Source organism: Streptomyces sp. WAC07094 (assembly GCF_036320405.1).
GTDB lineage: Bacteria > Actinomycetota > Actinomycetes > Streptomycetales > Streptomycetaceae > Streptomyces > Streptomyces lannensis.
Genome location: NZ_JAVMJZ010000001.1, coordinates 4,630,224 through 4,652,462 on the forward strand (window position 1 = coordinate 4,630,224; position 22,239 = coordinate 4,652,462).

The window sequence follows — 22,239 nt, forward strand, 5'->3', positions numbered from 1 at the left end:
GTGCCCCGGGAGGGTCCGGGGCGGCGGCCACCTCGGCCGACGGCGGCATTCCGCGGTCCGCGGCACCCACGGCGCACGGTACCTTCGTCCCGCACGCGCTGAGAGGGAGAGTGAACCGTGAGCAAGTTGGTGCAGCCGGCGGCCGAGGGCGCGGACCCCTTTGGGACGGCGCGCCTGCGGCGCGGTGTGCTGGACGCCTGGGCCACCAGCCCCGCCCGGTTCCGCGAGGACGCCAACGCCGAGGAGGACCTGGTACTCGGCGGCTACCGCGACCGTCTGGTCGTCGAGCTCGCGCAGAACGCCGCCGACGCGGCGGCGCGGGCCGGTGTCCCGGGCCGGTTCCGCCTCACCCTCCGCGACGGGGTGCTCGTCGCGGCCAATACCGGCGCGCCCCTGGACGCGGCCGGTGCCGAGTCGCTGTCCACGCTGCGGGCCTCCGCCAAGCGCGACGGCGACGAGCCCACCGTCGGCCGCTTCGGCGTCGGCTTCGCGGCCGTCCTCGCCGTCAGCGACGAGCCGGCGGTCGTCGGCCGGCACGGCGGTGTCCGCTGGTCCCTGGCCGAAGCCCGGGCACTGGCCGAGGAGGCCGCCGGGCAGAGCCTGCGCCTCGGCGACGAGATCCGCCGCCGCGACGGCCATGTGCCGCTGCTCAGGCTGCCGTTCGCCGCCGAGGGCACGGCTCCCGACCCCTACGACACCGTCGTCATCCTGCCGCTGCGCGACGCGGCCGCCGCAGACCTCGCCGAACGCCTCCTCCAGGGCGTAGACGACGCACTCCTGCTCGCCCTGCCCGGGCTCGAGGAGGTCGTCGTCGAGATCGGCGGCGCCGGGCCGCGCATCCTGCGCCGGCGCAGCGACGGAGCCGACACGGTCGTCGAGGACTCCCGCGGGGGCGCCACCCGCTGGCGCACCGTCTCCCGGCACGGCCCCCTCACCGCGGATCTTCTCGCCGACCGCCCGGTCGAGGAGCGGCTGCGCCCCCACTGGTCGGTCACCTGGGCCGTGCCGGTGAACGCCGACGGCACCCCCGCCGAGCCACGCACCGCACCGGTGGTGCACGCGCCCACCCCCAGCGACGAGGCGCTCGGCGTGCCCGCCCTGCTCATCGCCTCGTTCCCGCTGGACACCACCCGGCGCCATGCCGCGGCCGGCGCGCTGACCGCGTACCTGGTGGAGCGCGCGGCCGACGCGTACGCCGAACTCCTCGCCGCCTGGCGCCCGGTGACGCCCGGAGCCATCGACCTGATCCCCGGTCCGCTGGGCAAGGGGGAGCTGGACGGCGCGCTGCGCCAGGCCGTCCTCGAGCGGCTGCCGCGCACCGCGTTCCTGCCGCCCGCCAACGACGCGGGCGACGACTCCGAACTGCCCGAGGCGCTGCGTCCGCGGGACGCCGAGATCGTGGAGGGTGCGGGTGCCGCCACCGTCCGGGTGCTCGCCGAGGTCCTGCCCAGTCTGCTGCCTGCGGGTCTGGAACGCCGCGTCGAACTGCGCACGTTGGGTGTGGCGCGGGTGCCGCTGACGGAGGCCGTCGACCGGCTCGCTGGGCTCGAGAAGGAGCCCGACTGGTGGTGGCGGCTGTACGACAGCCTGGCCGGGGTCGACCCGGACCGGCTCTCCGGGCTGCCCGTCCCGCTGGCCGACGGACGCACCACCATCGGGCCCCGGCAGATCCTGCTGCCCGGCGGGGACGGGCCGCCGGTGGCCCCCGACCTACTCGCCCGGCTGGGTCTGAAGGTCGCCCACCCGGACGCGGCCCACCCCCTTCTGGAGAAGCTGGGCTCCCTTCCGGCGACCCCGCGCGCCGTGCTCACCACCCCGCAGGTCAGGGCCGCCGTCGCCGCCTCCCTCGACGACGAGGGCGCGAGCTGGGACCAGGAGGGCCTGGAGGCCGAGGAACTGGCCGACAGCGTGCTCGCCCTGGTCCGCGAAGCCGGGCTCGAACCCGGTGACGAACCCTGGCTCGGCGCTCTGGCGCTGCCCGACGAGGACGGCGAGCTCGCTCCCGCCGGTGAACTCGTGCTGCCCGGAAGCCCGTTCGCCGGAGTCATGCGCGAGGGCGAACTCGCCTTCGTGGACGCCGAAATGACCGAACGCTGGGGCGAACAGCCGCTGGCGGCCTGCGGCGTGCTCGCGAACTTCACCCTGGTCCGGGCCACCGACGTGGTGCTCGACCCGGACGAACTGGAGCCCCGCGACTCGGAGTTCCCCGAGCCCGACGACGTCGGGCTGCTCGACGCCGTCGACGTCTGGTGCGAGGACGTCCTCGACCGGCTGCCCGACACACCGGTACCCCCGGTCGCGACCGAGGTCGTCGCCGTGCGCGATCTCGACCTCGTCGACGACGACCGCTGGCCGCAGGCCCTGGCCCTGCTCTCGCAGCCCCCGCTGCGGGACGCGCTCACCCAGCCTGTGCGGATCCTGCTGCCGGACGGCACCCACGAGATCGTGCGGCCGTACACCGCCTGGTGGCTGCGCGGTCACCCGGTGCTCGGCGGGCGGCGCCCCGCCGGTCTGCGGGCCGCGGGCGGCGACCCGTTGCTGCGCGGCCTGTACGACGAGGCCGACGCGACCGGCTTCGAGGACGAGCAGGTGCTGCGCGCACTCGGCGTACGGACCTCCGTGTCCGCCCTGCTCGACGAACCCGGCGGTGCCGCCGAGTTGCTCGACCGGCTCGCCGAACCCGATCGGCATGTCTCGGCAGCCCAACTGCACGCCCTGTACGGCGCCCTGGCAGGCCTGGACCCGGAGCAGGTGACCCTGCCGGACGACCTGCGCGCGGTCGTCGACGGCCGGGTGACCGTCGTGGACGCCGCCGAGGCGGTGGTGGTCGACTCGCCGGATCTGCTGCCGTTCACCGAGGGCGTCCCGCTGCTGCCCGTGCGTCCGGTGCTGGCAGCCGATCTCGCCGAGCTGTTCCAGGTGCGGCGGCTGAGCCGGTCGGTGACGGGCGAGGTCACCTCGGAGGGCGTCGAGCACGACGTGCCGGAGTCCGTACGGGTGCTGCTCGGGTCCGCGACCCCCGCCTCGTACGTCGAGCACGAGGAACTCGTCGCCGACGGGGTGGAGATCGACTGGCGGCTGACCTCGGACGGTGCGCTCCACGCCGCCACCCTCGAGGGCGTCGCCGCGGGACTCGCCTGGGCCGCGGGGCAGTGGCCGCGCCGCTTCGAGGTCGCCGCCCTGCTGGAGGACCCCTCCCGCACCGAGGAGCTGGCGCGGGACCGCTGGTTCGACTGAGCGGTCCGGCCGCCCGCCCCGGCCCCGCCGGTCCGTGACCGAGGGGCGCCGGAGCGGGCGGCCCGGTGCGCGGGCGGGCGCTGCGGTAAAGGAGGGAAAAAGGAATCCCGCCTCGTACAACCATGCGTTTCGCCCGTTGATCTCTTCCCGCGAGTCAACAGACTCCCCAGTCACTTGGGCCCCAGGGGCGGCGCATCGCACCTCTGGGCCCCTTTCTCCTCGTGGAGAACGCAATGCGTATTCGTGCCACCGTGGCCGCCCTCACCGGTGCCCTGGCCCTCTCCGCCCTCGCAGTACCGGCCGCCCACGCCGCCGGCACCGCGGGCCCTGCCGTCACCTTCTCGAACGTCAAGGTGAACCAGGGCAAGAACATCGCCGTCAGCGCCACCGGCAAGGTCTCCGTCGCCGCCACCTACACCGTGACGCACTCCGCGAGCCTCGACCCGAGCACCTTCGCGTCCGGGCCGGTCATCTATCGTGGCACCAAGATCACCGCGCCCAGCGCCCTCCTGGGCGGTGACAACCCGGGTACGTGCACCGCCGCGTCCTCGACCGTCCTCAACTGCAAGGCCACCGTCGACATCCGCCCCGCCGACGGCGACCTGCTCAACTCCGACGCCGGTACCTGGACGGTCGGCGCCGTCGCGGTCGACAAGGACTACCACGCGACGTGGCAGGGCGACTTCGGGCACCTCAAGGTGCTGCGCGGCGGAAAGCTCACCGTGGACGCCTCGCCGGAGCCGGTGGCGAAGGGCAGGACCATCACGGTGACGGGCAAGCTGACCCGCGCCGACTGGCAGACCGGCAAGTACACGGGCTACGCGGGCCAGTCCGTCCAGCTCCAGTTCCGCAAGAAGAGCTCCACCACCTACACGACGGTGAAGACCATCAAGACGTCCTCGACGGGCAGCCTGAAGACCACGGTCAAGGCGTCGGCGGACGGGTACTTCCGCTACACCTTCGCGGGCTCCGCGACCGTCGCGGGCGTCAGCGCCGCCGGTGACTTCGTCGACGTGAGGTGATCCGACACAAGCGCCTGCCGGTCCCCGCGCCCACCAGGGCGCGGGGGCCGTTGCGTCGACGGCACGTCGACCGTCCGGCCACCACGGAACGAGGGATCAGGAGTCGTACAACCATTCGTTCCGGCAGCCGATCCGATGACCCGAGCCAAGAGGCTCAGCAGACATCCGGCCCCGCATGAAGCCAGTCCGCGGAGGCCCCTTTCTCCACTTGGAGAGCGCAATGCGCACACGTGCCACCCTGGCCGCCGTCTCCGGCGCCCTGGCTGTCGCCGCCCTCGTCGCGCCGGCCGCCCGGGCCGCCGACTCCGGCTCCTCCCACCGCGCGGCCCTCGGAGCGGTCCTGCAGGCCTCCGGGCACGGCAGGACGGCGTTCACCGCCGGCACCCGCGCCGCGGGCGCGCCGTACGAGCTGAACGTCACCTTCTCCAACTTCAAGATCGGCAAGGCGTACAAGGTGGGCCCCACCAGCCACGTCTCCATCCCGGTCTCGTACACCCTGACCCATGGCGCCGACGTCGACGTCACCGCGCCGGACTTCGAGACGGACCCGTACCTGTACAAGGGCTCCTTCGACGACTGGAGCAACCTCGTCCTCGGCGACGCCGCGGCCACCTGCTCCGCGACCTCGTCGACCGTCGCTGCCTGCAAGGGCAGGATCGACATCTACGCGGCCTACGGAGATCTGGAGAACGCCGACGCGGGCTCCTGGACCGCCGCAGCCGAGGCCATCGACTGGAACGGCCAACTGGACGTGACCGATCCGGACGTCTCCAAGATCGGCATCGCCGACCAGGGCGGCCTCGCGAAGACGCTCGTCCAGCGCACCTCCACGCTGACGGTCAACGCCTCGCCGGAGCCGGTGAAGAAGGGCGGGACCATCACGGTGACGGGCAAGCTGTCCCGCGCCAACTGGGAGACCAACAAGTACGGGAACTACACCGGCCAGTCGGTGAAGCTGCAGTTCCGCAAGAAGGGCAGCAGCACCTACACCACGGTCAGGACCATCAGGACGAGCAGCACGGGCAATCTGAAGACCACGGTCAAGGCCTCCGTGGACGGCTACTACCGCTACGCCTTCGCGGGCAACACGACGACCCCCGCGGTCAACGCCGCGGGTGACTTCGTCGACGTCAGGTAACCGGCCCGGCGACTTCGGACGCGGTGGCCGGCTGCCACCGCGTCACGCCGGAAAGCGGCGGTCGACCCACTTCCAGAGGAACTCCAGGACGACCGCCGCCACCGCCGCGATGCCGACCGCGAGCCAGGGGATCGCGATCCCGACGAGCTTCAGCGCGAAGAAGTTCTGCAGCGACGGCACGAAGAGGACGAACAGGAACGCCAGACCCATCGCGGCCACCAGGAGCACCCGCCACCAGGTGTAGGGGCGGGCGACGATCGCCAATACCCACATGGAGATCAGGAACAGGGTGAGGGTGGCCGCGCTGGTCTCCGCGTCCAGCGCGCCCGGGCCCGTGTAGTGGTGGCGGGCGACCAGGTAGGTGACGAAGGTCGCGATCGCGGCCACGGCCCCGCCCGGGATCGAGTACCGCATCACCCGCCGTACGAAATGGGGCCTGGCCCGCTCCTTGTTGGGGGCCAGGGCCAGGAAGAAGGCCGGGATGCCGATCGTCAGGGTCGACAGCAGCGTCAGATGCCGGGGCAGGAACGGGTACTCCACCTGCCAGCACACCACCAGCACGGCGAGCAGCACCGAGTACACGGTCTTCACCAGGAACAGCGTGGCGACCCGGGTGATGTTCCCGATCACCCGCCGGCCTTCGCCGACCACCGAGGGCAGCGTCGCGAAGCTGTTGTCCAGCAGCACGATCTGAGCGACGGCCCGTGTCGCCTCCGAGCCCGAACCCATCGAGACACCGATGTCCGCGTCCTTGAGCGCGAGTACGTCGTTCACCCCGTCGCCGGTCATCGCCACCGTGTGTCCGCGCGACTGCAGCGCTCCCACCATGTCCCGCTTCTGCTGCGGGGTGACCCGTCCGAACACGGTGCCCTTGTCCAGTGACTTCGCCATCTCGTCCTGGTTCGTGGGCAGCCGCCGCGCGTCCACCGTCTCGCCGGCGATACCGAGCTTTCCGGCCACCGCGCCCACGGAGACCGCGTTGTCGCCGGAGATCACCTTGGCGTGGACGTTCTGGTCGGCGAAGTAGCGCAGGGTGTCGGCGGCGTCGGAGCGCAGCCGCTGCTCGAGGACGACCAGGGCGGTGGGCCGGACACCGGACGTGACCCGCCGGTCGTCCAGGTCCCGGGCGGTGCGGGCCAGCAGCAGCACCCGCAGCCCCTGTTCGTTGAGCCGCTCGGTCTCGGCCAGGGCCGGGTCGTCGGGGTCCAGCAGGACGTCCGGGGCGCCCAGTAGCCATGTACTGGACTCTCCGTCGCCCTCGCTGAAGGAGGCGCCGCTGTACTTGCGGGCGGAGGAGAAGGGGAGCGCCTCGATGCAGCGCCAGTCCTCGCTGTCCGGGTAGGCGTCGATGATCGCCTGGAGGGAGGCGTTGGGGCGCGGGTCCGACTCGCCGAGTGCGCCGAGCACCTTGCGTACGTAGGTCTCGTCGGCGCCCTGGAGCGGCCGCAGTTCGGTGACGTCCATGCCGCCCTCGGTGAGGGTGCCCGTCTTGTCCAGGCAGACGGTGTCGACGCGGGCGAGCCCTTCGATGGCGGGCAGCTCCTGGACGAGGACCTGTTTGCGCCCGAGCCGGATCACCCCGATGGCGAAGGCGACGGAGGTCAGCAGCACGAGCCCTTCGGGGACCATGGGCACGATGCCGCCGACCGTGCGGGCTATGGAGTCCTTGAAGCCGTGCTGCTTGACGACCGACTGGCTGATGACCAGGCCGATCGCGGTCGGGACCATCATCCACGTCACGTACTTGAGGATCGTGGAGATGCCGCTTCGCAGTTCGGAGTGGACCAGGGTGAACCGGGAGGCCTCCTCGGCGAGCTGGGCGGCGTAGGCCTCACGCCCCACCTTGGTGGTCTTGAAGGCGCCGGTCCCAGCGACGACGAAGCTGCCGGACATGACGGGATCACCGAGCCGTTTGACGACCGGGTCGGCCTCACCGGTCAGCAGTGACTCGTCGATCTCCAGACCGTCGGCCTCGACGCAGGAGCCGTCGACCACGATCTTGTCGCCGGGGCCCACCTCGATGACGTCGTCCAGCACGATCTCGGAGGTGGCGACCTCGGCGGCCACTCCGTCCCGGCGCACCGTAGGCCTCGCCTCGCCGATCACCGCGAGCGAGTCCAGGGTCTTCTTTGCACGCCACTCCTGGATGATGCCGATGCCCGTGTTGGCGATGATCACGTACCCGAAGAGGCTGTCCTGGAAGGGCGCCACGAACAGCATGACCAGCCAGAGCACGCCGATGATCGCGTTGAAGCGGGTGAAGACGTTCGCGCGGACGATCTCGCCCAGGGTGCGACTGCTGCGGACGGGGACGTTGTTGACGTCCCCACGGGCGACCCGCTCGGCCACCTCGGTGGCGGACAGCCCCCGCGTCTGCCCCGGCACGGGGACGGGGTGCACGGGATCGAGCTCGGCGCCCGCGTCGATGTGCGTCATGCATTCGACGGTACGTGTGGATTTGCGCGTTCACCCGCCGAGCAGCCCAAAGATCCGACCAGGGGAGGACGGCTCTCGTGCGGTGGGTGTAGGGGGAACCTCGGGGCTATTGACGGGCCGCGGCCCGTTTGATGGCCGCGTCGCGCCTGCGGACGTACCAGATCCCGATGCAGCCGAGGCCCGCGCCGGCCAGACAGGTCCACAGCCACCAGGTGTGCCCGTGGTCGGCGAACCAGCCGTAGAACGGGAGCTGGGCCAGGAAGAGGACGAACCAGAGGATCGTGCCGCCGGTGATGGTGGCGACCACGGGGCCCTCCAGGGGCTCCGGCGCCTCGTGTCTGGGGGTCCACTTCGCCATGCCCACAGCTTACGAGGAGTCCGGCCGGGGGCGGCGGACACCCCGGGAACTGCGGGGACCCCTTGCGTACCAAGGGTCTACGCGCGGAGATAGCGATCTACGCCTTATATGTTCATACTGAAACGGTTCGAGTCTGGCTGCTTCTGTTCGTATGAACCACCAAAGGAAGCGTTGAGGAAGTCCCTTGGTGATCAGGCGACAGCCCGACTCGATCGCTTTTGTCACCGGTCGCCCGCAGCATTGAGGTCCCGCATGCCCACCTCGGCTCCCGCCAAGGTCCCCGCCCCGCAGCAGCCGGGCACCACGCCCCCGTCCGGCGCCATCGACCGCTACTTCAAGGTCTCCGAGCGGGGCAGCACGCTCCCGCGCGAGATTCGCGGCGGTTTCGCCACGTTCTTCGCGATGGCCTACATCATCGTGCTGAACCCGATCATCCTCGGCAGCGCCAAGGACGTGTACGGGCACCACCTCGACCACGGTCAGCTGGTCACCGCGACCGCCGTCACGGCCGCCTTCACCACGCTGCTCATGGGTGTCATCGGCAATGTGCCGATCGCGCTCGCCGCCGGCCTCGGCGTGAACACGGTCGTCGCGCTCCAGCTCGCTCCGCGCATGTCGTGGCCGGACGCGATGGGCATGGTCGTCCTCGCCGGGTTCGTGGTGATGCTGCTGGTGGCCACCGGTCTGCGCGAGCGTGTGATGAACGCGGTGCCGCTCGGCCTGCGCAAGGGCATCGCGATCGGTATCGGCCTGTTCATCATGCTGATCGGTCTCGTCGACTCCGGCTTCGTCACCCGCATCCCGGACGTCGCCCAGACGACGGTCCCCCTCCAGCTCGGCGGCGACGGCCATCTGAACGGCTGGCCCGTCCTGGTCTTCATCGTCGGCACGCTGCTCACCTTCGCGCTGATCGTGCGCAAGGTGCCGGGCGCGATCCTGATCTCGATCGTGGCGATGACGGTCCTCGCGCTCGTCCTCAACGCGGTCACGACGATCTCGACCTGGGGCCTGACGGTCCCGGAGTGGCCCGGCAACCCCGTCGCCACTCCCGACTTCGGCCTGATCGGCAAGGTCAGCCTGTTCGGCGGCTTCGGCAAGGTCGGCGTGCTGACCGGAATCCTGTTTGTCTTCACGGTCCTGCTGTCGTGCTTCTTCGACGCGATGGGCACGATCATGGGCATCGGCGACGAGGCCAAGCTGACCGACGCCGAGGGCAACATGCCCGGCATCAACAAGGTCCTCTTCGTCGACGGCATCGCGGTCGCGGCGGGCGGTGCCAGCTCCTCCTCGGCCACCACCTGCTTCGTGGAGTCCACGGCGGGCGTCGGCGAGGGCGCGCGCACGGGCTTGGCGAACGTGGTCACGGGCGCGCTGTTCGCCGTGGCCCTCTTCCTCACGCCGGTCGCCACGATGGTCCCGTCCCAGGCGGCCACCCCGGCGCTGGTCGCGGTCGGCTTCCTGATCCTGTCCAACTCCGTCAAGGAGATCGACTGGGCCGACTACACGATCGCCGTCCCGGCCTTCGTGACGATGCTGATGATGCCGTTCACCTACTCGATCACCAACGGCATCGGCATGGGCTTCATCACCTTCGTGGTGCTGCGCCTGGCCGCGGGCCGCGGTCGTGAGGTCCCGGTCCCGATGTACGTGGTGGCGGCGGTCTTCGGCTTCTACTACCTGATGCCGGCGCTGGGTCTGACCTGAGCCGCGGGGGCGAGGCCCGGCGGCTCGGAGGGCCTCCGCCGGGTCAGGTGACCCCGTAGAAGCGTTCCGTCTCCTCGACGGCGGCGTGGAAGCGCTCGTCGAAGTCATCCCGAATGAGCGTCCGGACGACATAGTCCTGGACGCTCATTCCTCTTTTCGCGGCATGGTGCCGGAGCCGGTCGAGCAGCTCCCGGTCCACCCGCACGCTGAGCACGTCGGTCCCCATGGCTATGAGGGTTGCCGGACCGGGGCGCGCGGTGTGTCACGTTCCGCTGCTGTATCACTCATATGGGTGATGAGTGCCGCTCAGGGGTTTTATCGGCCGGCTCGAAGATGCGGAGAGGGTGATGGCCGGCGTCGCCCGTACGGACCGCGCGCTCGAGTGGTCTTTAGAGAAGGTAATGAGTTACGCTAAAGAGCATGGCTGACCTGACCCATGGCGACGACGCTGCCGCCGTGAACGCTCTCCGCTCCGCCGTGATGCGGCTGTCGCGCCGACTCAAGCACCAGCGGGTCGACGAGTCGCTGAGCCCGACCGAGATGTCGGTGCTCGGCACCCTCGCCCGCTGCGGCTCCGCCACGCCCGGCGAGCTCGCTCGCAAGGAGCATGTCCAGCCGCCCTCGATGACCCGCATCGTGGCGCTGCTGGAGAGCAAGGGTCTGGTCCAGCTGGAGCCGCACCCCGAGGACCGGCGCCAGAAGGTGGTCACGCAGACCGAACGGGCCGAGGCGATGCTCGAGGAGAGCCGCCGGAAGCGAAACGCGTTCCTTGCGGGACTGGTCGAGGGTCTGGACGAGGACGAGTGGGCGAAACTCCGCGCCGCCGCCCCCGTCCTGGAGAAGCTCGCGCATCTGTGACACGCGGCCCCCACCCGCGGCCGTAGGGACAACCCCATCGCAAGGAGGCGAAATCTTTTGAGTTCGGGAACCGGAGCAGCTTCCGCCCCCGCACCAGCCGCCCACGACTCCCCGTCCGCCCACGACCCCACCGGTGCTCCCCGCAGCCCCGGACCCTCGAAGCCCCCCACGTCCACCACGAACGCCCCCGGGCGGGCCGAGCCCGCCAGGTCCTCGATGTTCAGCTCGTTGCGCGTGCGGAACTACCGGCTGTTCTTCCTCGGCCAGGTGGTGTCCAACACCGGCACGTGGATGCAGCGCATCGCCCAGGACTGGCTGGTGCTGAGCCTCACCGGTTCCTCCACCGCCGTCGGTGTCACCACGGCGCTGCAGTTCCTGCCGATGCTGCTCTTCGGTCTGTACGGCGGTGTCCTCGTCGACCGCCTGCCCAAGCGCCGGACCCTGCTGGTCACGCAGTCGGCCATGGGTGCCACGGGACTTGTCCTCGCCTTCCTGACCCTCACCGGTCACGTCCAGGTCTGGCACGTCTACCTCGCGGCCTTCGCCGTGGGACTCGCCACGGTCGTCGACAACCCGGCCCGGCAGTCGTTCGTCTCCGAGATGGTCGCCCCCGGGCAGCTGCAGAACGCGGTCAGCCTGAACTCGGCGAACTTCCAGTCCGCCCGGCTGGTCGGCCCCGCCGTCGCGGGTGTCCTGATCACCGGTGTCGGCACGGGCTGGGCCTTCCTGCTCAACGGCGTGTCCTTCCTCGCGCCCATCAGCGGCCTGCTGCTGATGCGCGCCCGGGAGCTGCACATGGTGGAGCGCGCCCCGCGCGGCAAGGGCCAGCTCCGTGAAGGACTGCGTTATGTCGCCGGGCGCCCCGAGTTGATCTGGCCGATCGTCCTCGTCGGGTTCATCGGCACCTTCGGCTTCAACTTCCCGGTCTGGCTCTCGGCCTACGCGGACCATGTCTTCCATGCAGGCGCCGGTGCCTACAGCCTCTTCAACACGCTGATGGCGCTCGGTTCGCTCACCGGCGCGCTGCTCGCCGCCCGGCGCGGTACGGCCCCGCTGCGCCTGCTGATCGCGGCCGCGGCCGCCTTCGGTGTGCTGGAGGTCGTGGCCGCCGTGGCCCCGTCCCTGTGGCTGTTCGCGCTGCTCATGGTGCCGATAGGGATCTGCGGTCTGACGGTGAACGTCACGGCGAACACGACCGTCCAGATGGGCACGGACCCGGCGATGCGCGGCCGCGTCATGGCCCTGTTCATGATGGTCTTCATGGGCGGTACGCCGCTGGGTGCCCCCGTGGTCGGCTGGATCACGGACGCCTACGGCGCCCGGATCGGGTTCGCGGTGGGTGGTCTGATATCGGCCGCGGCGGCCGTGACCATCGGCCTGATCCTGGCACGGGTCGGCGGCCTGCGGCTGGCCGTGGGCTGGGACCGCGGGTATCCGCGGGTGCGCTTCGTACCGCGTGCCCAGCGGGAGCAGCCGGCGACGGCGTCGGTGTGACATCTCGAGGGGCGTCCCAGGGCGCCCCTCGAGGTGTCACACGCGCTGTGCCAGCACCTGGCCCGGCCACTGGTCCTCGCCGACGGTGAAGGCCTCCGTCCGGGTGAAGCCGTTGCGCTCGTAGTAGCCGACCAGCTTGCCGTCGTCCCCCGCGTAGCAGTCGACCCGCAGCAGACCGACGCCCGCGCGCCGGGCCTCCTGGACCGCATGGGCGAGAAGCGCGCCGCCGACACCGCGGCCCGAGAAGCGATGGTCGGCCGCCAGCAGATGGACATAGCGTTCGGGTTCGTCCGCGGGTGCCAGGTAGGCGCCGGGCCCGTCGGTGAGGGTGAGCGTGCCCGCGGGGACGCCGTCGATCTCCGCGATCCAGGGTTCGCCGCCCGTCACGTACCTGCGCACGGTCTCCTCGCCTCTGGGCAGCTCCGACCAGGGCCGGGTGCCCCACTGCCGGGTGCGTCCCTGTGAGACGAGCCACGCGACCGCGCCGTCGAGCAGACCGAGGATCACGGGGATGTCGTCGGTGGTGCCTCTGCGTATCAGCATCCCCCCATGATGACGGTGGCCGAGTGATCCGTTCCCTGGAAGTGTGAGGTCATGAGACTCTTCGCCGCGGTGCTGCCGCCTGACGAAGCGATCCGTGAACTCGCCTCCACCGTCCATGCGTTGGAGCGTCTGCCGGGGGCGGACGGGATGCGCTGGACGGCACGGCCCGGTTGGCACTTCACGCTCGCGTTCTACGGTGAGGTGGACGAGGAGGCCGTACCGGACCTGTCCGAGCGGCTGGCGCGGGCGGCCCGGCGCACCGAGCCGTTCCGGCTGTCCCTGCACGGAGGCGGACGTTTCGGCGGCCGGGCGTTGTGGGTGGGGGCGTCGGGGGACGTCGCCGCGATGGGGCTGCTCGCCGACCGTGCCGAGTCCGCGGGCCGGAAGGCGGGCGTGGAGACGGGGGAGCACCGCCCCCACCGCCCGCATCTGACGCTGGCACGCAGCAGCCGGGGGGCCGCGGACTTCCGGCCGTACGTCGCGGCGCTCGAGGTGTTCGCGGGACGGGAGTGGACGGTCGGGGAGCTGAGCCTCGTCCGCAGCAGGCTGCCGAGGTCCGGGGTGCCGGGGGAGCAGCCGCGCTACGAGACGGTGGGCCGGTGGGGGCTCGGGGCGGACGGGTGACGGGGCCCGGTTAGTCTCGATACGTGGACCCGAAGACCCGTAACCGGATCATGGCCGGTGTGCTCGTGCTGATGTTCGCGGTGGTGGCGATGGCCGCGGCGATCGGAAAGTAGCCTGCCGCCGGCGCCCTGCCGCGACGACCCCTCCCTTGTGACGCAAGACGTCCCGGTCTGCCGGAAGACCCTTCCGGCAGACCGGGACGACCTCGGGACCAGGACCGGCCGGGGCAGCGCCTGCCTACCAGGCGAAGGCCTCCGGCGAGGGGCCGGGACCGGGGAAGATCTCGTCGAGACCGTCCAGGACCTCCTGCGAGAGCTCCAGCTCGACGGCCCGCAGTGCCGACTCCAGCTGCTCGGCGGTGCGCGGGCCGACGATGGGGCCGGTGACCCCGGGACGGGTCAGCAGCCAGGCCAGGGCGGCCTCACCGGGGTCGATCCCGTGCTTGTCGAGCAGGTCCTCGTAGGCCTGGATCTTCGCCCGGGCGCCGGGGTCGGCAAGGGTCTCGGCGGCGCGGCCGGTGGCACGGCGGCCGCCCGCGACCTCCTTCTTGACGACGCCGCCCAGCAGCCCGCCCTGGAGCGGCGACCACGGGATGACACCGAGGCCGTAGTCCTGGGCTGCCGGGATGACCTCCATCTCGGCCCGACGCTCGGCGAGGTTGTAGAGGCACTGCTCGCTGACCAGGCCGATGGTGCCGTTGCGCCGGGCCGCGATCTCGTTGGCCTGGGCGATCTTGTAACCGGGGAAGTTGCTGGACCCGACGTAGAGGATCTTTCCCTGCTGCACCAGGACGTCGATGGCCTGCCAGATCTCCTCGAAGGGGGTCCGGCGGTCGATGTGGTGGAACTGGTACAGGTCGATGTAGTCGGTCTGCAGCCGCTTGAGGCTGGCGTCGACCGCCCGCCGGATGTTGAGGGCGGAGAGCTTGTCGTGGTTGGGCCAGGCGTCGCCGGCCGCGGCCATGTTGCCGTACACCTTGGTGGCGAGGACGACCTTGTCGCGCCGGTCGCCGCCCTTGGCGAACCAGTTGCCGACGATCCTCTCGGTACGGCCCTTGTTCTCGGGCCCGCCGTAGACGTTGGCGGTGTCGAAGAAGTTGACACCCGCGTCCAGCGCCGCGTCCATGATCGCGTGACTGTCCGCTTCGTCGGTCTGCGGGCCGAAGTTCATGGTCCCGAGGACGAGTCGGCTGACCTTGAGTCCTGTGCGTCCGAGCTGCGTGTACTCCATGACTGCCCAGCCAACGGCGTGGAGTGCGCTCTAGGCAAGGGGGATGATCGCCGCCCGGGCCGGCCGCGGGGGAACACGTCCGTTCCCGGGGTGAGTCCGAGGGGGGTCCGGTTGCCGCGCGGTGACCGGCGCACGCCGGGATGCGGTCAGGCCGATTCCGCGTCGTACTCCTCGCACAGTCCCCACCCCTGGTACATCGCGTCCGCGAACGCGGCCGCGATCTTGTGCTCGCCGCTCGCGTTCGGGTGCGTGCCGTCGTAGGTGTCGTGGTGGATGTCGTACGACGGCGGCACCGAGGTCAGCAGGAGCGGCGAGCGGGGCTCGTCCAGGTCCGCCACCGCCTTCGCCAGGAGCTCGTTGAAGAGGGCCACCTCGGTCCCGAACTCGGCGTCCTCCTGCGCCCGGATGTTGGGGATCACGGGGAGCAGAACCATGTGGATGCGCGGGTCGGCGGTCCGTGCCCGGTTGACGAACTCCTCCACGTTCTTCGCGGTTTGCTCCGCGTTCGTGTAGAAACCCAGGTCGATCAGGCCGAGCGAGACCAGCAGGACGTCCGCCCGCGACTCGCGCACGGCGTCGGCGATGAGGGGCGCCATATGGATCCAGCCCTCGCCCCAGCCCGCCAGATGGGCGCGGGGGAAGGCGGGCTCGGCGTACTCGTACGACGTCGGTGCGTCCGCGGCCTTGTCGTACAGCGTCTCGCGCGGTCCCACCAGCGTGAACGGGCCGTCGTACGTCGCGCACAGATGGCGCCACAGCCGGTGACGCCATGTGTGTTCGCCCGCGCTGCCGATCGTCATGGAGTCGCCAACGGGCATGAACCTGAGCATCCGCTCATCATGGACGATCGCCGCGGGACGCAGGGCGGACGTATGGGGCGGCACGGTGTGAGGATCGACACGCCCGTCCGCGGGGCGCCGTCCGGATCGCCGGGCCGGTGGACCACAGGCTCGGATGGCAGGCTTGGGGCATGCGTCGATCGCTCGTGTTCCTCTCCGGGGCCCTACTCATCGGTGCGCTCGCCGCGCCCGCGTCCGCCGCCGACGACGACGGCGGCTTCACCATCAAGGACCCCCGGATCACCGAGTCCAGCGGGCTCGCCGCCTCCCGTCTGCACCCGGGGATCTACTGGACCCACAACGACAGTGACGACGGGCCGTATCTCTACGCCGTGGACGGCCGCACCGGGAAGACCGTCGCCACGATCACCCTGCGCGGCGTCGGCACCCCCCGTGACGTCGAGGCCGTCTCCATCGGGCCGGGGAACCAGATCTACGTCGGTGACATCGGAGACAACCTCGGCGGTTCCTGGCCGTACGTCTGGATCTACAAGCTGCCCGAACCCAAGGTGCTCCAGGACCGGACGATCCGTGCCACCCAGTACGTGGTGAAGTACTCGAACGGGGCACGGGACGCGGAGTCGCTGGTGGTGCACCCCAAGACCGGGCGGGTGTACATCATCGACAAGAAGGAGGACGGCGGGCATCTCTACGAGGGCCCGGCGCAGCTGTCCCCCACCGGGACGAACGTCTTCCGGCCCGTCGCCCCCGTCGACCTGTGGGCCACCGACGCCGCCTTCTCCCCCGACGGCGGCCAGCTCGCCGTACGCGGCTACTTCGGCGGCATCGCGTACGAGTGGAACGGCGGCCGGATCAAGCGGCAGGGCCGGCTCGACGTGCCCCTGCAACAGCAGGGCGAGTCCGTCACGTACACGGCCGACGGGTCGAAGCTCCTCTACGGCAGTGAGGGGACCGACAGCCAGGTGAAGGCCGAGAGCGTGCCCTACGGCCCGAGTGGCGACTCCAAGTCGCCGTCCGGGAAGGGGAGTCAGCCCGCCGGGGCCGACGGCGGGTCGACCCCGAAGGCCGACTACAAGATCGGCGCACTGGCCCTCGTCGTGGGCCTCGCCCTCGTCTTCGGCATCAAGAGACTGCTGCGCCGCGATCCGCGCCGGTGACGGGACGCGGACACGGGCGAGGGGCGCCCGGTGTGGACCGGGCGCCCCTCGGCGACGTGGACGTTGGGGAAGGTCAGAGCTTCTCGATCACGTAGTCGACGCACTTCGTCAGGGCCTCGACGTCCGCCGGGTCGATCGCCGGGAACATCGCGACGCGCAGCTGGTTGCGGCCGAGCTTGCGGTACGGCTCGGTGTCGACGACGCCGTTGGCGCGCAGGACCTTGGCGACGGCCGCCGCGTCGACCTCGTCCGAGAAGTCGATCGTGCCGATGACCTGGGAGCGCTTGGCCGGGTCGGCGACGAACGGCGTCGCGAACTTCACGTCCTCGGCCCAGCCGTACAGCGTCCGGGCCGAGGTGGCCGTGCGGCGGACGGAGAAGTCCAGGCCGCCCTGGCCGCCCAGCCAGTTCAGCTGCTCGTTGAGCAGGAACAGGGTGGCGAGGGCCGGGGTGTTGTACGTCTGGTTCTTGCGGGAGTTGTCGATCGCCGTCGGGAGACTGAAGAACTCCGGGACATGGCGGCCGGAGGCATGGACGCGCTCGGCGCGCTCCAGCGCGGCGGGCGAGAACACACCGATCCACAGGCCGCCGTCGGAGGCGAAGGACTTCTGCGGCGCGAAGTAGTAGACGTCCGTCTCGGAGATGTCGATCGGGAGACCGCCGGCACCGGAGGTGGCGTCGACGAGCACCAGGGAGCCGGAGTCCGCCCCGTCCACGCGCGCGATCGGCATCGCGACGCCCGTGGACGTCTCGTTGTGGGTGAAGGCGTAGACGTCGACACCCGCCTCGGCCTCCGGCTGCGGGTGCGTGCCCGGCTCGGAGGAGATGATCGTGGGCTCGGCGAGCCAGGGGGCGAGCTTCGCGGCCTTCGCGAACTTGGAGGAGAACTCGCCGAAGCTGAGGTGCTGCGACTTGTTCTCGATCAGGCCGTGCGTCGCGATGTCCCAGAACGCGGTGGAACCGCCGTTGCCGAGGACGACCTCGTAGCCGTCGGGGAGTTGGAACAGCTCGGCGATGCCCTCGCGCACGCTGCCGACCAGGTTCTTGACCGGGGCCTGGCGGTGGGACGTGCCGAGCAGGGAGCTGCCCGTGGCGGCGAGGGCGTCCAGCGCCTCCACCCGCACCTTGGAGGGACCCGCGCCGAATCGGCCGTCAGCGGGCTTGAGGTCAGCAGGAATCTGGATGTCAGCCACGAGCCGGAGGGTATCCCCTCGGCGAAACCGGGCGGAAACGTGTCCGTTCGATGAGACGACGCCCTCCGGCCCATGACCTGTAGGGAAATACGAGGATCCCTGTCCGGGGATCCTCGACGTCCCCCTGCCCTACGGGGTCAGCCGCACCGGCAGCTCGAAGAGGTCGTTCTGGGTCACCACCGGCTTGTGGCGCAGTTCGCTCACCGGGACCGCCAGGTCCAGGTCGGGGAAACGTCCGTAGAGGGCCGGCAGCGCCACCGCCGCCTCCAGCCGCGACAGGGCCGCCCCGGGGCACACATGCGGACCGTGGCCGAAGGAGATGTGCCGGATCTTTGTTTCCCGGGTGATGTCGAAGACGCCCGCGGACGGTCCGTGCGCCTTCTCGTCCCGGCCGATCGCGCCGTAGGACACGATCAGTGCGTCGCCCGCCGGGAGGATCCGGTCGCCGACCGGGACGTCCTCGGTGGCGAACCGGATCAGGACATGCGAGGTCGGGGCGGAGTGGCGCAGGGTCTCCTCGACCACCGCGGACCACTCGGCCCCACCGCTCAGCACCTGGGCGCGCTGCCCGGGGTGGGCCGACAGGTTGACCACCGCGTTGACGATCAGCGAGATCGTCGTCTCGTGGCCCGCGGCCACCATCAACTGGAGGGTGGAGACGATCTCCTGGTCGGTGAGGCGGTCGCCGTTCGCGGAGGCCTCGATGAGGGCGGAGGTCAGGTCGCCGCCGGGCACGGCACGCTTGGCCGCGACGGTGTCGGCCATGATCCCGGCGAGTTCGGTGAGGGTCGCGAGGACCTCCTCGGGCGGCGTCTGTGTCGAGAAGAACTTCTCGAACAGCTCCTTGAGCGCGGCAGTCGGGACTCCTCGATGCCCATCAGATCGGCGACGACGTACATCGGCAGCGGATGGGCGAACTCCGCCTTGAGGTCGACCGTGCCGCCGTCCGTGGGCAGCCGGTCGAGCAGACCCTCCGTCAGTTTCGTGATGCGCTCCCGCATCTCCTCCACCCGTCGTGGCGTCAGCGCCTGGGCGACCAGTGCGCGCAGCCGGCGGTGGTCGGCTCCGTCGACGGTGAGCATGGACCGGCCCGGGTCGGCGAGGCCGATCAGCGGCCAGTCGGGCGCGATCTCACCGCGCTGCCAGGCGCCCCACACGGTGATGTCCTTGACCAGTCGCGGGTCCGTCAGCAGTTGTCTGGCCTCGGCGTGGTGCGTGACCGCCCACACGGGAACGCCGCCGGGCAGCACCACGGCGGCGAGCGGGCCCGCCTCCCGCAACCGGGCGCTCTCGGCGTCCAGATCGCGGACGAAGGGGTCCAAGGCTATGGGGGGTCTTTCGGTAGTGGTCATGCGGAGGGGCTTCCAGGCTGAGGGGTGGGGGCAAACCTCCTCGGCGGTGCCGTCCGGCCCACGCCGCCACGGGACCGGTCGGCGGGCCGTCCGGATGCATCCTGGGAGCATGACGGATCTCGAGGAGCCGCGGCCGGAGGCGGGCCACGGCGACACCGGTGGGTTGTACGCCGAGCTGCGCGCGGCCGTACGGGGTGCGGTCGAGTTCGGCAGGACCGCGAGGGCCCTGCACACCATGGACGCGTCCAACTACCGGCGGGAGCCGGTCGGCGTGGTGGCACCCCGCGACGCGGACGACGTGGCCGCGGTGCTGAGCGTGTGCCGGGAGCGCGGTGTGCCGGTCGTCTCCCGCGGCGGCGGCACGTCGATCGCCGGGCAGGCGACGGGTACCGGGGTGGTGCTCGACTTCACCCGGCACATGAACGGGATCGTGTCCCTCGACCCCGGTACGCGCACGGCGGTGGTGCAGCCGGGACTGGTCCTGGACCGCCTCCAGGAGGCCGCCGCCCCGCACGGCCTGCGCTTCGGACCGGATCCCTCCACGCACTCACGCTGCACGCTGGGCGGGATGATCGGCAACAACGCGTGCGGCTCCCACTCGGTGGCCTGGGGCACCACGGCCGACAGTGTGCGCGAGCTGTCGGTGCTGACCGCCCGGGGCGGGCGGCTGACCCTGGGCCCCGGCTGGCGGGGCGCACCCGACGGGCTGCGCCGGCTGGTGGAGGGCGAGCTGGCGCTGCTGCGTACGGGGTACCCGGTCCTGCCGCGCCGCATCTCCGGGTACGCGCTGGACGCGCTGCTCCCGGAGAGGGGCGCGGACGTGGCCCGCTCCTTCTGCGGCTCCGAGGGCACCCTGGGCGTGCTGACCGAGGCGGTGGTCGGCCTCGTGCGGACACCGCCCGCCCGCGTGCTCGCCGTGCTCGCGTACCCGGACGAGAGCGCGGCCGCCGAGGCGGCGGCCGGACTTCTGCCGTACCACCCGCTGACGGTGGAGGGCATGGCCGCCGATCTCGTACCGCCGTCGGCCGGGCTGCCGCGGGGTGGTGCCTGGCTGTTCGTGGAGGTGGGCGGCGAGAGCGGGGCGCAGGCACGCGCGGCTGCGGAGGAGATCGTCCGGGCCGCGGACGTCATGGACGCGGTGGTGGTCGCGGATCCGGCCGGGCAGCGTGCGCTGTGGCGGCTGCGCGAGGACGCGAGCGGCACGGCGACGCGGACACCGGACGGGGCCGGAGAGGCCTGGCCGGGCTGGGAGGACTGCGCGGTGCCGCCGGCCCGACTGGGCGACTACCTCCGGGACTTCCGGCGCCTGCTGGCCGACCACGGTCTGCGCGGCACGCCCTACGGCCACTTCGGGGACGGCTGCATCCACGTCCGCATCGACTTCGACCTCATGTCGGCACAAGGCATCGCCCGCTTCCGCCGCTTCTCCGAGGAGATCGCCGAACTGGTCGTCTCCCACGGCGGCTCGCTCTCCGGTGAGCACGGTGACGGCCAGGCGCGGGCGGAGCTGCTGCCGAAGATGTACGGACCGGACCTGGTCGCGCTGTTCGAGCGGGCCAAGGACGTCTGGGACCCGGACGACCTGCTCAACCCGGGGATGCTGGTGCGTCCGGCCCGCCTCGACGAGAACCTGCGATTCGCGGTGCTCCCCCGTGAGCCGGTGGACGTCGTCTTCGGCTACCCGGCGGACGGCGGCGACTTCTCGGCGGCGGTCCGCCGGTGCGTGGGTGTCGCCAAGTGCCGTACGACGGCGGTGTCCGGTGCGGGCGTGATGTGCCCCTCCTTCCGGGCGACCGGCGCCGAGGAGCACTCCACCCGCGGGCGGGCCCGGCTGCTGCACGAGATGCTGGCGGGCGAGGTGGTCACCGACGGCTGGCGTTCGACGGAGGTGCGGGACGCCCTGGACCTGTGCCTGTCCTGCAAGGGCTGTCGCACGGACTGCCCGGTCGGTGTGGACATGGCCACGTACAAGGCCGAGTTCCTGCACCACCACTACGCGGGGCGGCGCAGACCGGCCGCGCACTACGCGATGGGATGGCTGCCGGTGTGGCTCGGCGCGGTCGCCCGCACGAGGACCGCGCCGTTGTTCAACGCCCTTGTGTCCGCCCGGCTGCCGGCGGCGCTGGGCAGGCGGCTGGGCGGGATCGCCCCCGAGCGCGGGATCCCCCGGCTCGCGCGCGAGACGTTCACCCGATGGTGGCGGCGGGAGTCCGGCGGGCCGGAGCGGGGGAGGACCGGGACGGACGGCGCTTCGCGTGTCGTCCTGTGGCCGGACACCTTCACGGAGCATCTGTCGCCGTCCGTGGGCAAGGCGGCCGTACGGGTGCTGGAGGCGGCGGGTCTGGACGTGGTTCTGCCGCCCGCGGTGCGTACGGGGCAGGGGTGGCCCGCCGGCGCGGGACCGAGGGCAGGCCGCGGCCGGGTCTGCTGCGGTCTGACCTATGTCTCCACTGGACAGCTGGACCGCGCCCGCATCGTCCTGCGCCGGACTCTCGACCTGATGGAGCCCGTACTCGCGGCCGGTCTCCCCGTGGTCGTCCTCGAGCCCAGCTGCGCGGCGGCGCTCCGCACCGACCTGCCGGAGCTGCTGCACGACGATCCGCGGGCGGCCCGCCTCGCCTCCGCGGTGGTCACCTTCGCGCAGGCGCTGGAGCGTCTGGCCCCGGACTGGACTCCCCCCGGGGTGAACCGCCCGGTGGTCGGCCAGACCCACTGCCATCAGCACGCCGTCCTGGGCGACGCGGCCGATCGCAGGCTGCGCGAGGCCGTGGGTCTGACCGGGGAGCTGAGCGGCGGTTGCTGCGGGCTGGCGGGCGACTTCGGATTCACCGAGGGCCACTTCGAGGTGTCCAAGGCGTGTGCGGAGGACCAGCTGCTCCCGGCGGTGGCGGCGGCACCCGACGGCGCCGTGGTCCTGGCGGACGGCTTCTCCTGCCGCACGCAGCTGGAACAGCTCGCGGGCCGCTCGGCGCGGCATCTGGCCGAGGTGCTCGCGGAGGCGCTGGAACGAGCCCGTGGCGAGGGCACGAAGGAGTGACGGCCAACGCGGTGAACTCCCGCCGATGACGTGGCGGCACGGAAGGTCCTCGGAAGG

At 71.4% G+C, this 22,239-nt stretch carries 16 protein-coding genes and 1 pseudogene; 9 read left to right on the plus strand and 8 right to left on the minus strand.

Features of this window, described 5'->3' with window-relative positions:
- The first annotated feature begins 117 nt into the window (after positions 1-117).
- The 3 genes from RCR19_RS20500 (at position 118) to RCR19_RS20510 (ending at position 5,397) form a co-directional block, all read left to right on the plus strand.
- Complete coding sequence (locus RCR19_RS20500; RefSeq protein WP_331266454.1) at positions 118-3,237, plus strand: molecular chaperone Hsp90; 3,120 nt, start codon at positions 118-120, stop codon at positions 3,235-3,237.
- 233 nt (positions 3,238-3,470) lie between these two features.
- A complete protein-coding gene (locus tag RCR19_RS20505; RefSeq protein WP_331266455.1) occupies positions 3,471-4,259 on the plus strand; it encodes a hypothetical protein in 789 nt (262 codons plus the stop codon).
- Between the two features lie 220 nt (positions 4,260-4,479).
- Positions 4,480-5,397 carry a hypothetical protein gene (locus tag RCR19_RS20510; protein ID WP_331266456.1) on the plus strand — a complete coding sequence of 306 codons (918 nt, stop codon included), beginning with the start codon at positions 4,480-4,482 and terminating at the stop codon, positions 5,395-5,397.
- Between the two features lie 42 nt (positions 5,398-5,439).
- Here the strand turns inward: RCR19_RS20510 and RCR19_RS20515 are convergent, their stop codons facing one another.
- Both RCR19_RS20515 and RCR19_RS20520 read right to left on the minus strand, forming a co-directional pair.
- Positions 5,440-7,833, minus strand: a complete 2,394-nt coding sequence (locus RCR19_RS20515; protein ID WP_331266457.1) for an HAD-IC family P-type ATPase — start codon at positions 7,831-7,833, stop codon at positions 5,440-5,442.
- A gap of 106 nt (positions 7,834-7,939) precedes the next feature.
- Positions 7,940-8,191, minus strand: a complete 252-nt coding sequence (locus RCR19_RS20520) for a DUF2530 domain-containing protein (protein WP_331266458.1) — start codon at positions 8,189-8,191, stop codon at positions 7,940-7,942.
- 252 nt (positions 8,192-8,443) lie between these two features.
- On the opposite strand from RCR19_RS20520, the gene RCR19_RS20525 reads away from it, so the two are divergent.
- Positions 8,444-9,895: an NCS2 family permease gene (locus RCR19_RS20525; protein WP_331266459.1), complete on the plus strand. Its 1,452-nt coding sequence runs from the start codon at positions 8,444-8,446 to the stop codon at positions 9,893-9,895.
- Between the two features lie 43 nt (positions 9,896-9,938).
- On the opposite strand, the gene RCR19_RS20530 is transcribed toward RCR19_RS20525, so the two are convergent.
- Positions 9,939-10,121 (minus strand): ribbon-helix-helix protein, CopG family, encoded by a 183-nt coding sequence (locus RCR19_RS20530; RefSeq protein WP_220293651.1) that lies wholly within the window; start codon positions 10,119-10,121, stop codon positions 9,939-9,941.
- Positions 10,122-10,315: 194 nt separating this feature from the next.
- Here RCR19_RS20530 and RCR19_RS20535 point away from each other — a divergent pair, with 194 nt between their 5' ends.
- Both RCR19_RS20535 and RCR19_RS20540 read left to right on the plus strand, forming a co-directional pair.
- Positions 10,316-10,753 (plus strand): MarR family transcriptional regulator, encoded by a 438-nt coding sequence (locus tag RCR19_RS20535; RefSeq protein ID WP_059127055.1) that lies wholly within the window; start codon positions 10,316-10,318, stop codon positions 10,751-10,753.
- A 57-nt stretch (positions 10,754-10,810) separates the two neighbouring features.
- A complete protein-coding gene (locus RCR19_RS20540) occupies positions 10,811-12,247 on the plus strand; it encodes an MFS transporter (protein ID WP_331266460.1) in 1,437 nt (478 codons plus the stop codon).
- A gap of 36 nt (positions 12,248-12,283) precedes the next feature.
- Here the strand turns inward: RCR19_RS20540 and RCR19_RS20545 are convergent, their stop codons facing one another.
- Positions 12,284-12,790, minus strand: a complete 507-nt coding sequence (locus RCR19_RS20545) for a GNAT family N-acetyltransferase (protein WP_331266461.1) — start codon at positions 12,788-12,790, stop codon at positions 12,284-12,286.
- 51 nt (positions 12,791-12,841) lie between these two features.
- Between RCR19_RS20545 and thpR the strand changes: the two genes are divergently transcribed.
- Complete coding sequence (gene thpR / locus RCR19_RS20550) at positions 12,842-13,414, plus strand: RNA 2',3'-cyclic phosphodiesterase (RefSeq protein ID WP_331266462.1); 573 nt, start codon at positions 12,842-12,844, stop codon at positions 13,412-13,414.
- A 237-nt stretch (positions 13,415-13,651) separates the two neighbouring features.
- On the opposite strand, the gene RCR19_RS20555 is transcribed toward thpR, so the two are convergent.
- On the minus strand, positions 13,652-14,644 hold the full coding sequence (locus tag RCR19_RS20555; protein WP_331266463.1) for an aldo/keto reductase: 993 nt from the start codon (positions 14,642-14,644) through the stop codon (positions 13,652-13,654).
- Positions 14,645-14,790: 146 nt separating this feature from the next.
- Positions 14,791-15,474: a GDSL-type esterase/lipase family protein gene (locus RCR19_RS20560; protein ID WP_331269499.1), complete on the minus strand. Its 684-nt coding sequence runs from the start codon at positions 15,472-15,474 to the stop codon at positions 14,791-14,793.
- Between the two features lie 140 nt (positions 15,475-15,614).
- On the opposite strand from RCR19_RS20560, the gene RCR19_RS20565 reads away from it, so the two are divergent.
- Positions 15,615-16,601 carry a WD40 repeat domain-containing protein gene (locus tag RCR19_RS20565; RefSeq protein WP_331266464.1) on the plus strand — a complete coding sequence of 329 codons (987 nt, stop codon included), beginning with the start codon at positions 15,615-15,617 and terminating at the stop codon, positions 16,599-16,601.
- A 73-nt stretch (positions 16,602-16,674) separates the two neighbouring features.
- On the opposite strand, the gene serC is transcribed toward RCR19_RS20565, so the two are convergent.
- Complete coding sequence (gene serC / locus RCR19_RS20570) at positions 16,675-17,793, minus strand: phosphoserine transaminase (RefSeq protein WP_331266465.1); 1,119 nt, start codon at positions 17,791-17,793, stop codon at positions 16,675-16,677.
- Positions 17,794-17,922: 129 nt separating this feature from the next.
- Positions 17,923-19,145 (minus strand): annotated as a pseudogene (locus RCR19_RS20575) (cytochrome P450).
- Positions 19,146-19,254: 109 nt separating this feature from the next.
- Here RCR19_RS20575 and RCR19_RS20580 point away from each other — a divergent pair.
- Positions 19,255-22,182, plus strand: coding sequence for an FAD-binding and (Fe-S)-binding domain-containing protein (locus tag RCR19_RS20580; RefSeq protein WP_331266466.1), 2,928 nt, complete (start codon positions 19,255-19,257; stop codon positions 22,180-22,182).
- Positions 22,183-22,239 lie beyond the last annotated feature (57 nt).

Coding starts and splice junctions, on each gene's coding strand:
- RCR19_RS20505 (WP_331266455.1), top strand. CDS start 3,471: ATGCGTATTCGTGCCACCGTGGCCGCCCTCACCGGTGCCCTGGCCCTC.
- RCR19_RS20510 (WP_331266456.1), top strand. CDS start 4,480: ATGCGCACACGTGCCACCCTGGCCGCCGTCTCCGGCGCCCTGGCTGTC.
- RCR19_RS20515 (WP_331266457.1), bottom strand. CDS start 7,833: ATGACGCACATCGACGCGGGCGCCGAGCTCGATCCCGTGCACCCCGTC.
- RCR19_RS20520 (WP_331266458.1), bottom strand. CDS start 8,191: ATGGCGAAGTGGACCCCCAGACACGAGGCGCCGGAGCCCCTGGAGGGC.
- RCR19_RS20525 (WP_331266459.1), top strand. CDS start 8,444: ATGCCCACCTCGGCTCCCGCCAAGGTCCCCGCCCCGCAGCAGCCGGGC.
- RCR19_RS20530 (WP_220293651.1), bottom strand. CDS start 10,121: ATGGGGACCGACGTGCTCAGCGTGCGGGTGGACCGGGAGCTGCTCGAC.
- RCR19_RS20535 (WP_059127055.1), top strand. CDS start 10,316: ATGGCTGACCTGACCCATGGCGACGACGCTGCCGCCGTGAACGCTCTC.
- RCR19_RS20545 (WP_331266461.1), bottom strand. CDS start 12,790: ATGCTGATACGCAGAGGCACCACCGACGACATCCCCGTGATCCTCGGT.
- thpR (WP_331266462.1), top strand. CDS start 12,842: ATGAGACTCTTCGCCGCGGTGCTGCCGCCTGACGAAGCGATCCGTGAA.
- RCR19_RS20555 (WP_331266463.1), bottom strand. CDS start 14,644: ATGGAGTACACGCAGCTCGGACGCACAGGACTCAAGGTCAGCCGACTC.
- RCR19_RS20560 (WP_331269499.1), bottom strand. CDS start 15,474: ATGCTCAGGTTCATGCCCGTTGGCGACTCCATGACGATCGGCAGCGCG.
- RCR19_RS20565 (WP_331266464.1), top strand. CDS start 15,615: ATGCGTCGATCGCTCGTGTTCCTCTCCGGGGCCCTACTCATCGGTGCG.
- RCR19_RS20580 (WP_331266466.1), top strand. CDS start 19,255: ATGACGGATCTCGAGGAGCCGCGGCCGGAGGCGGGCCACGGCGACACC.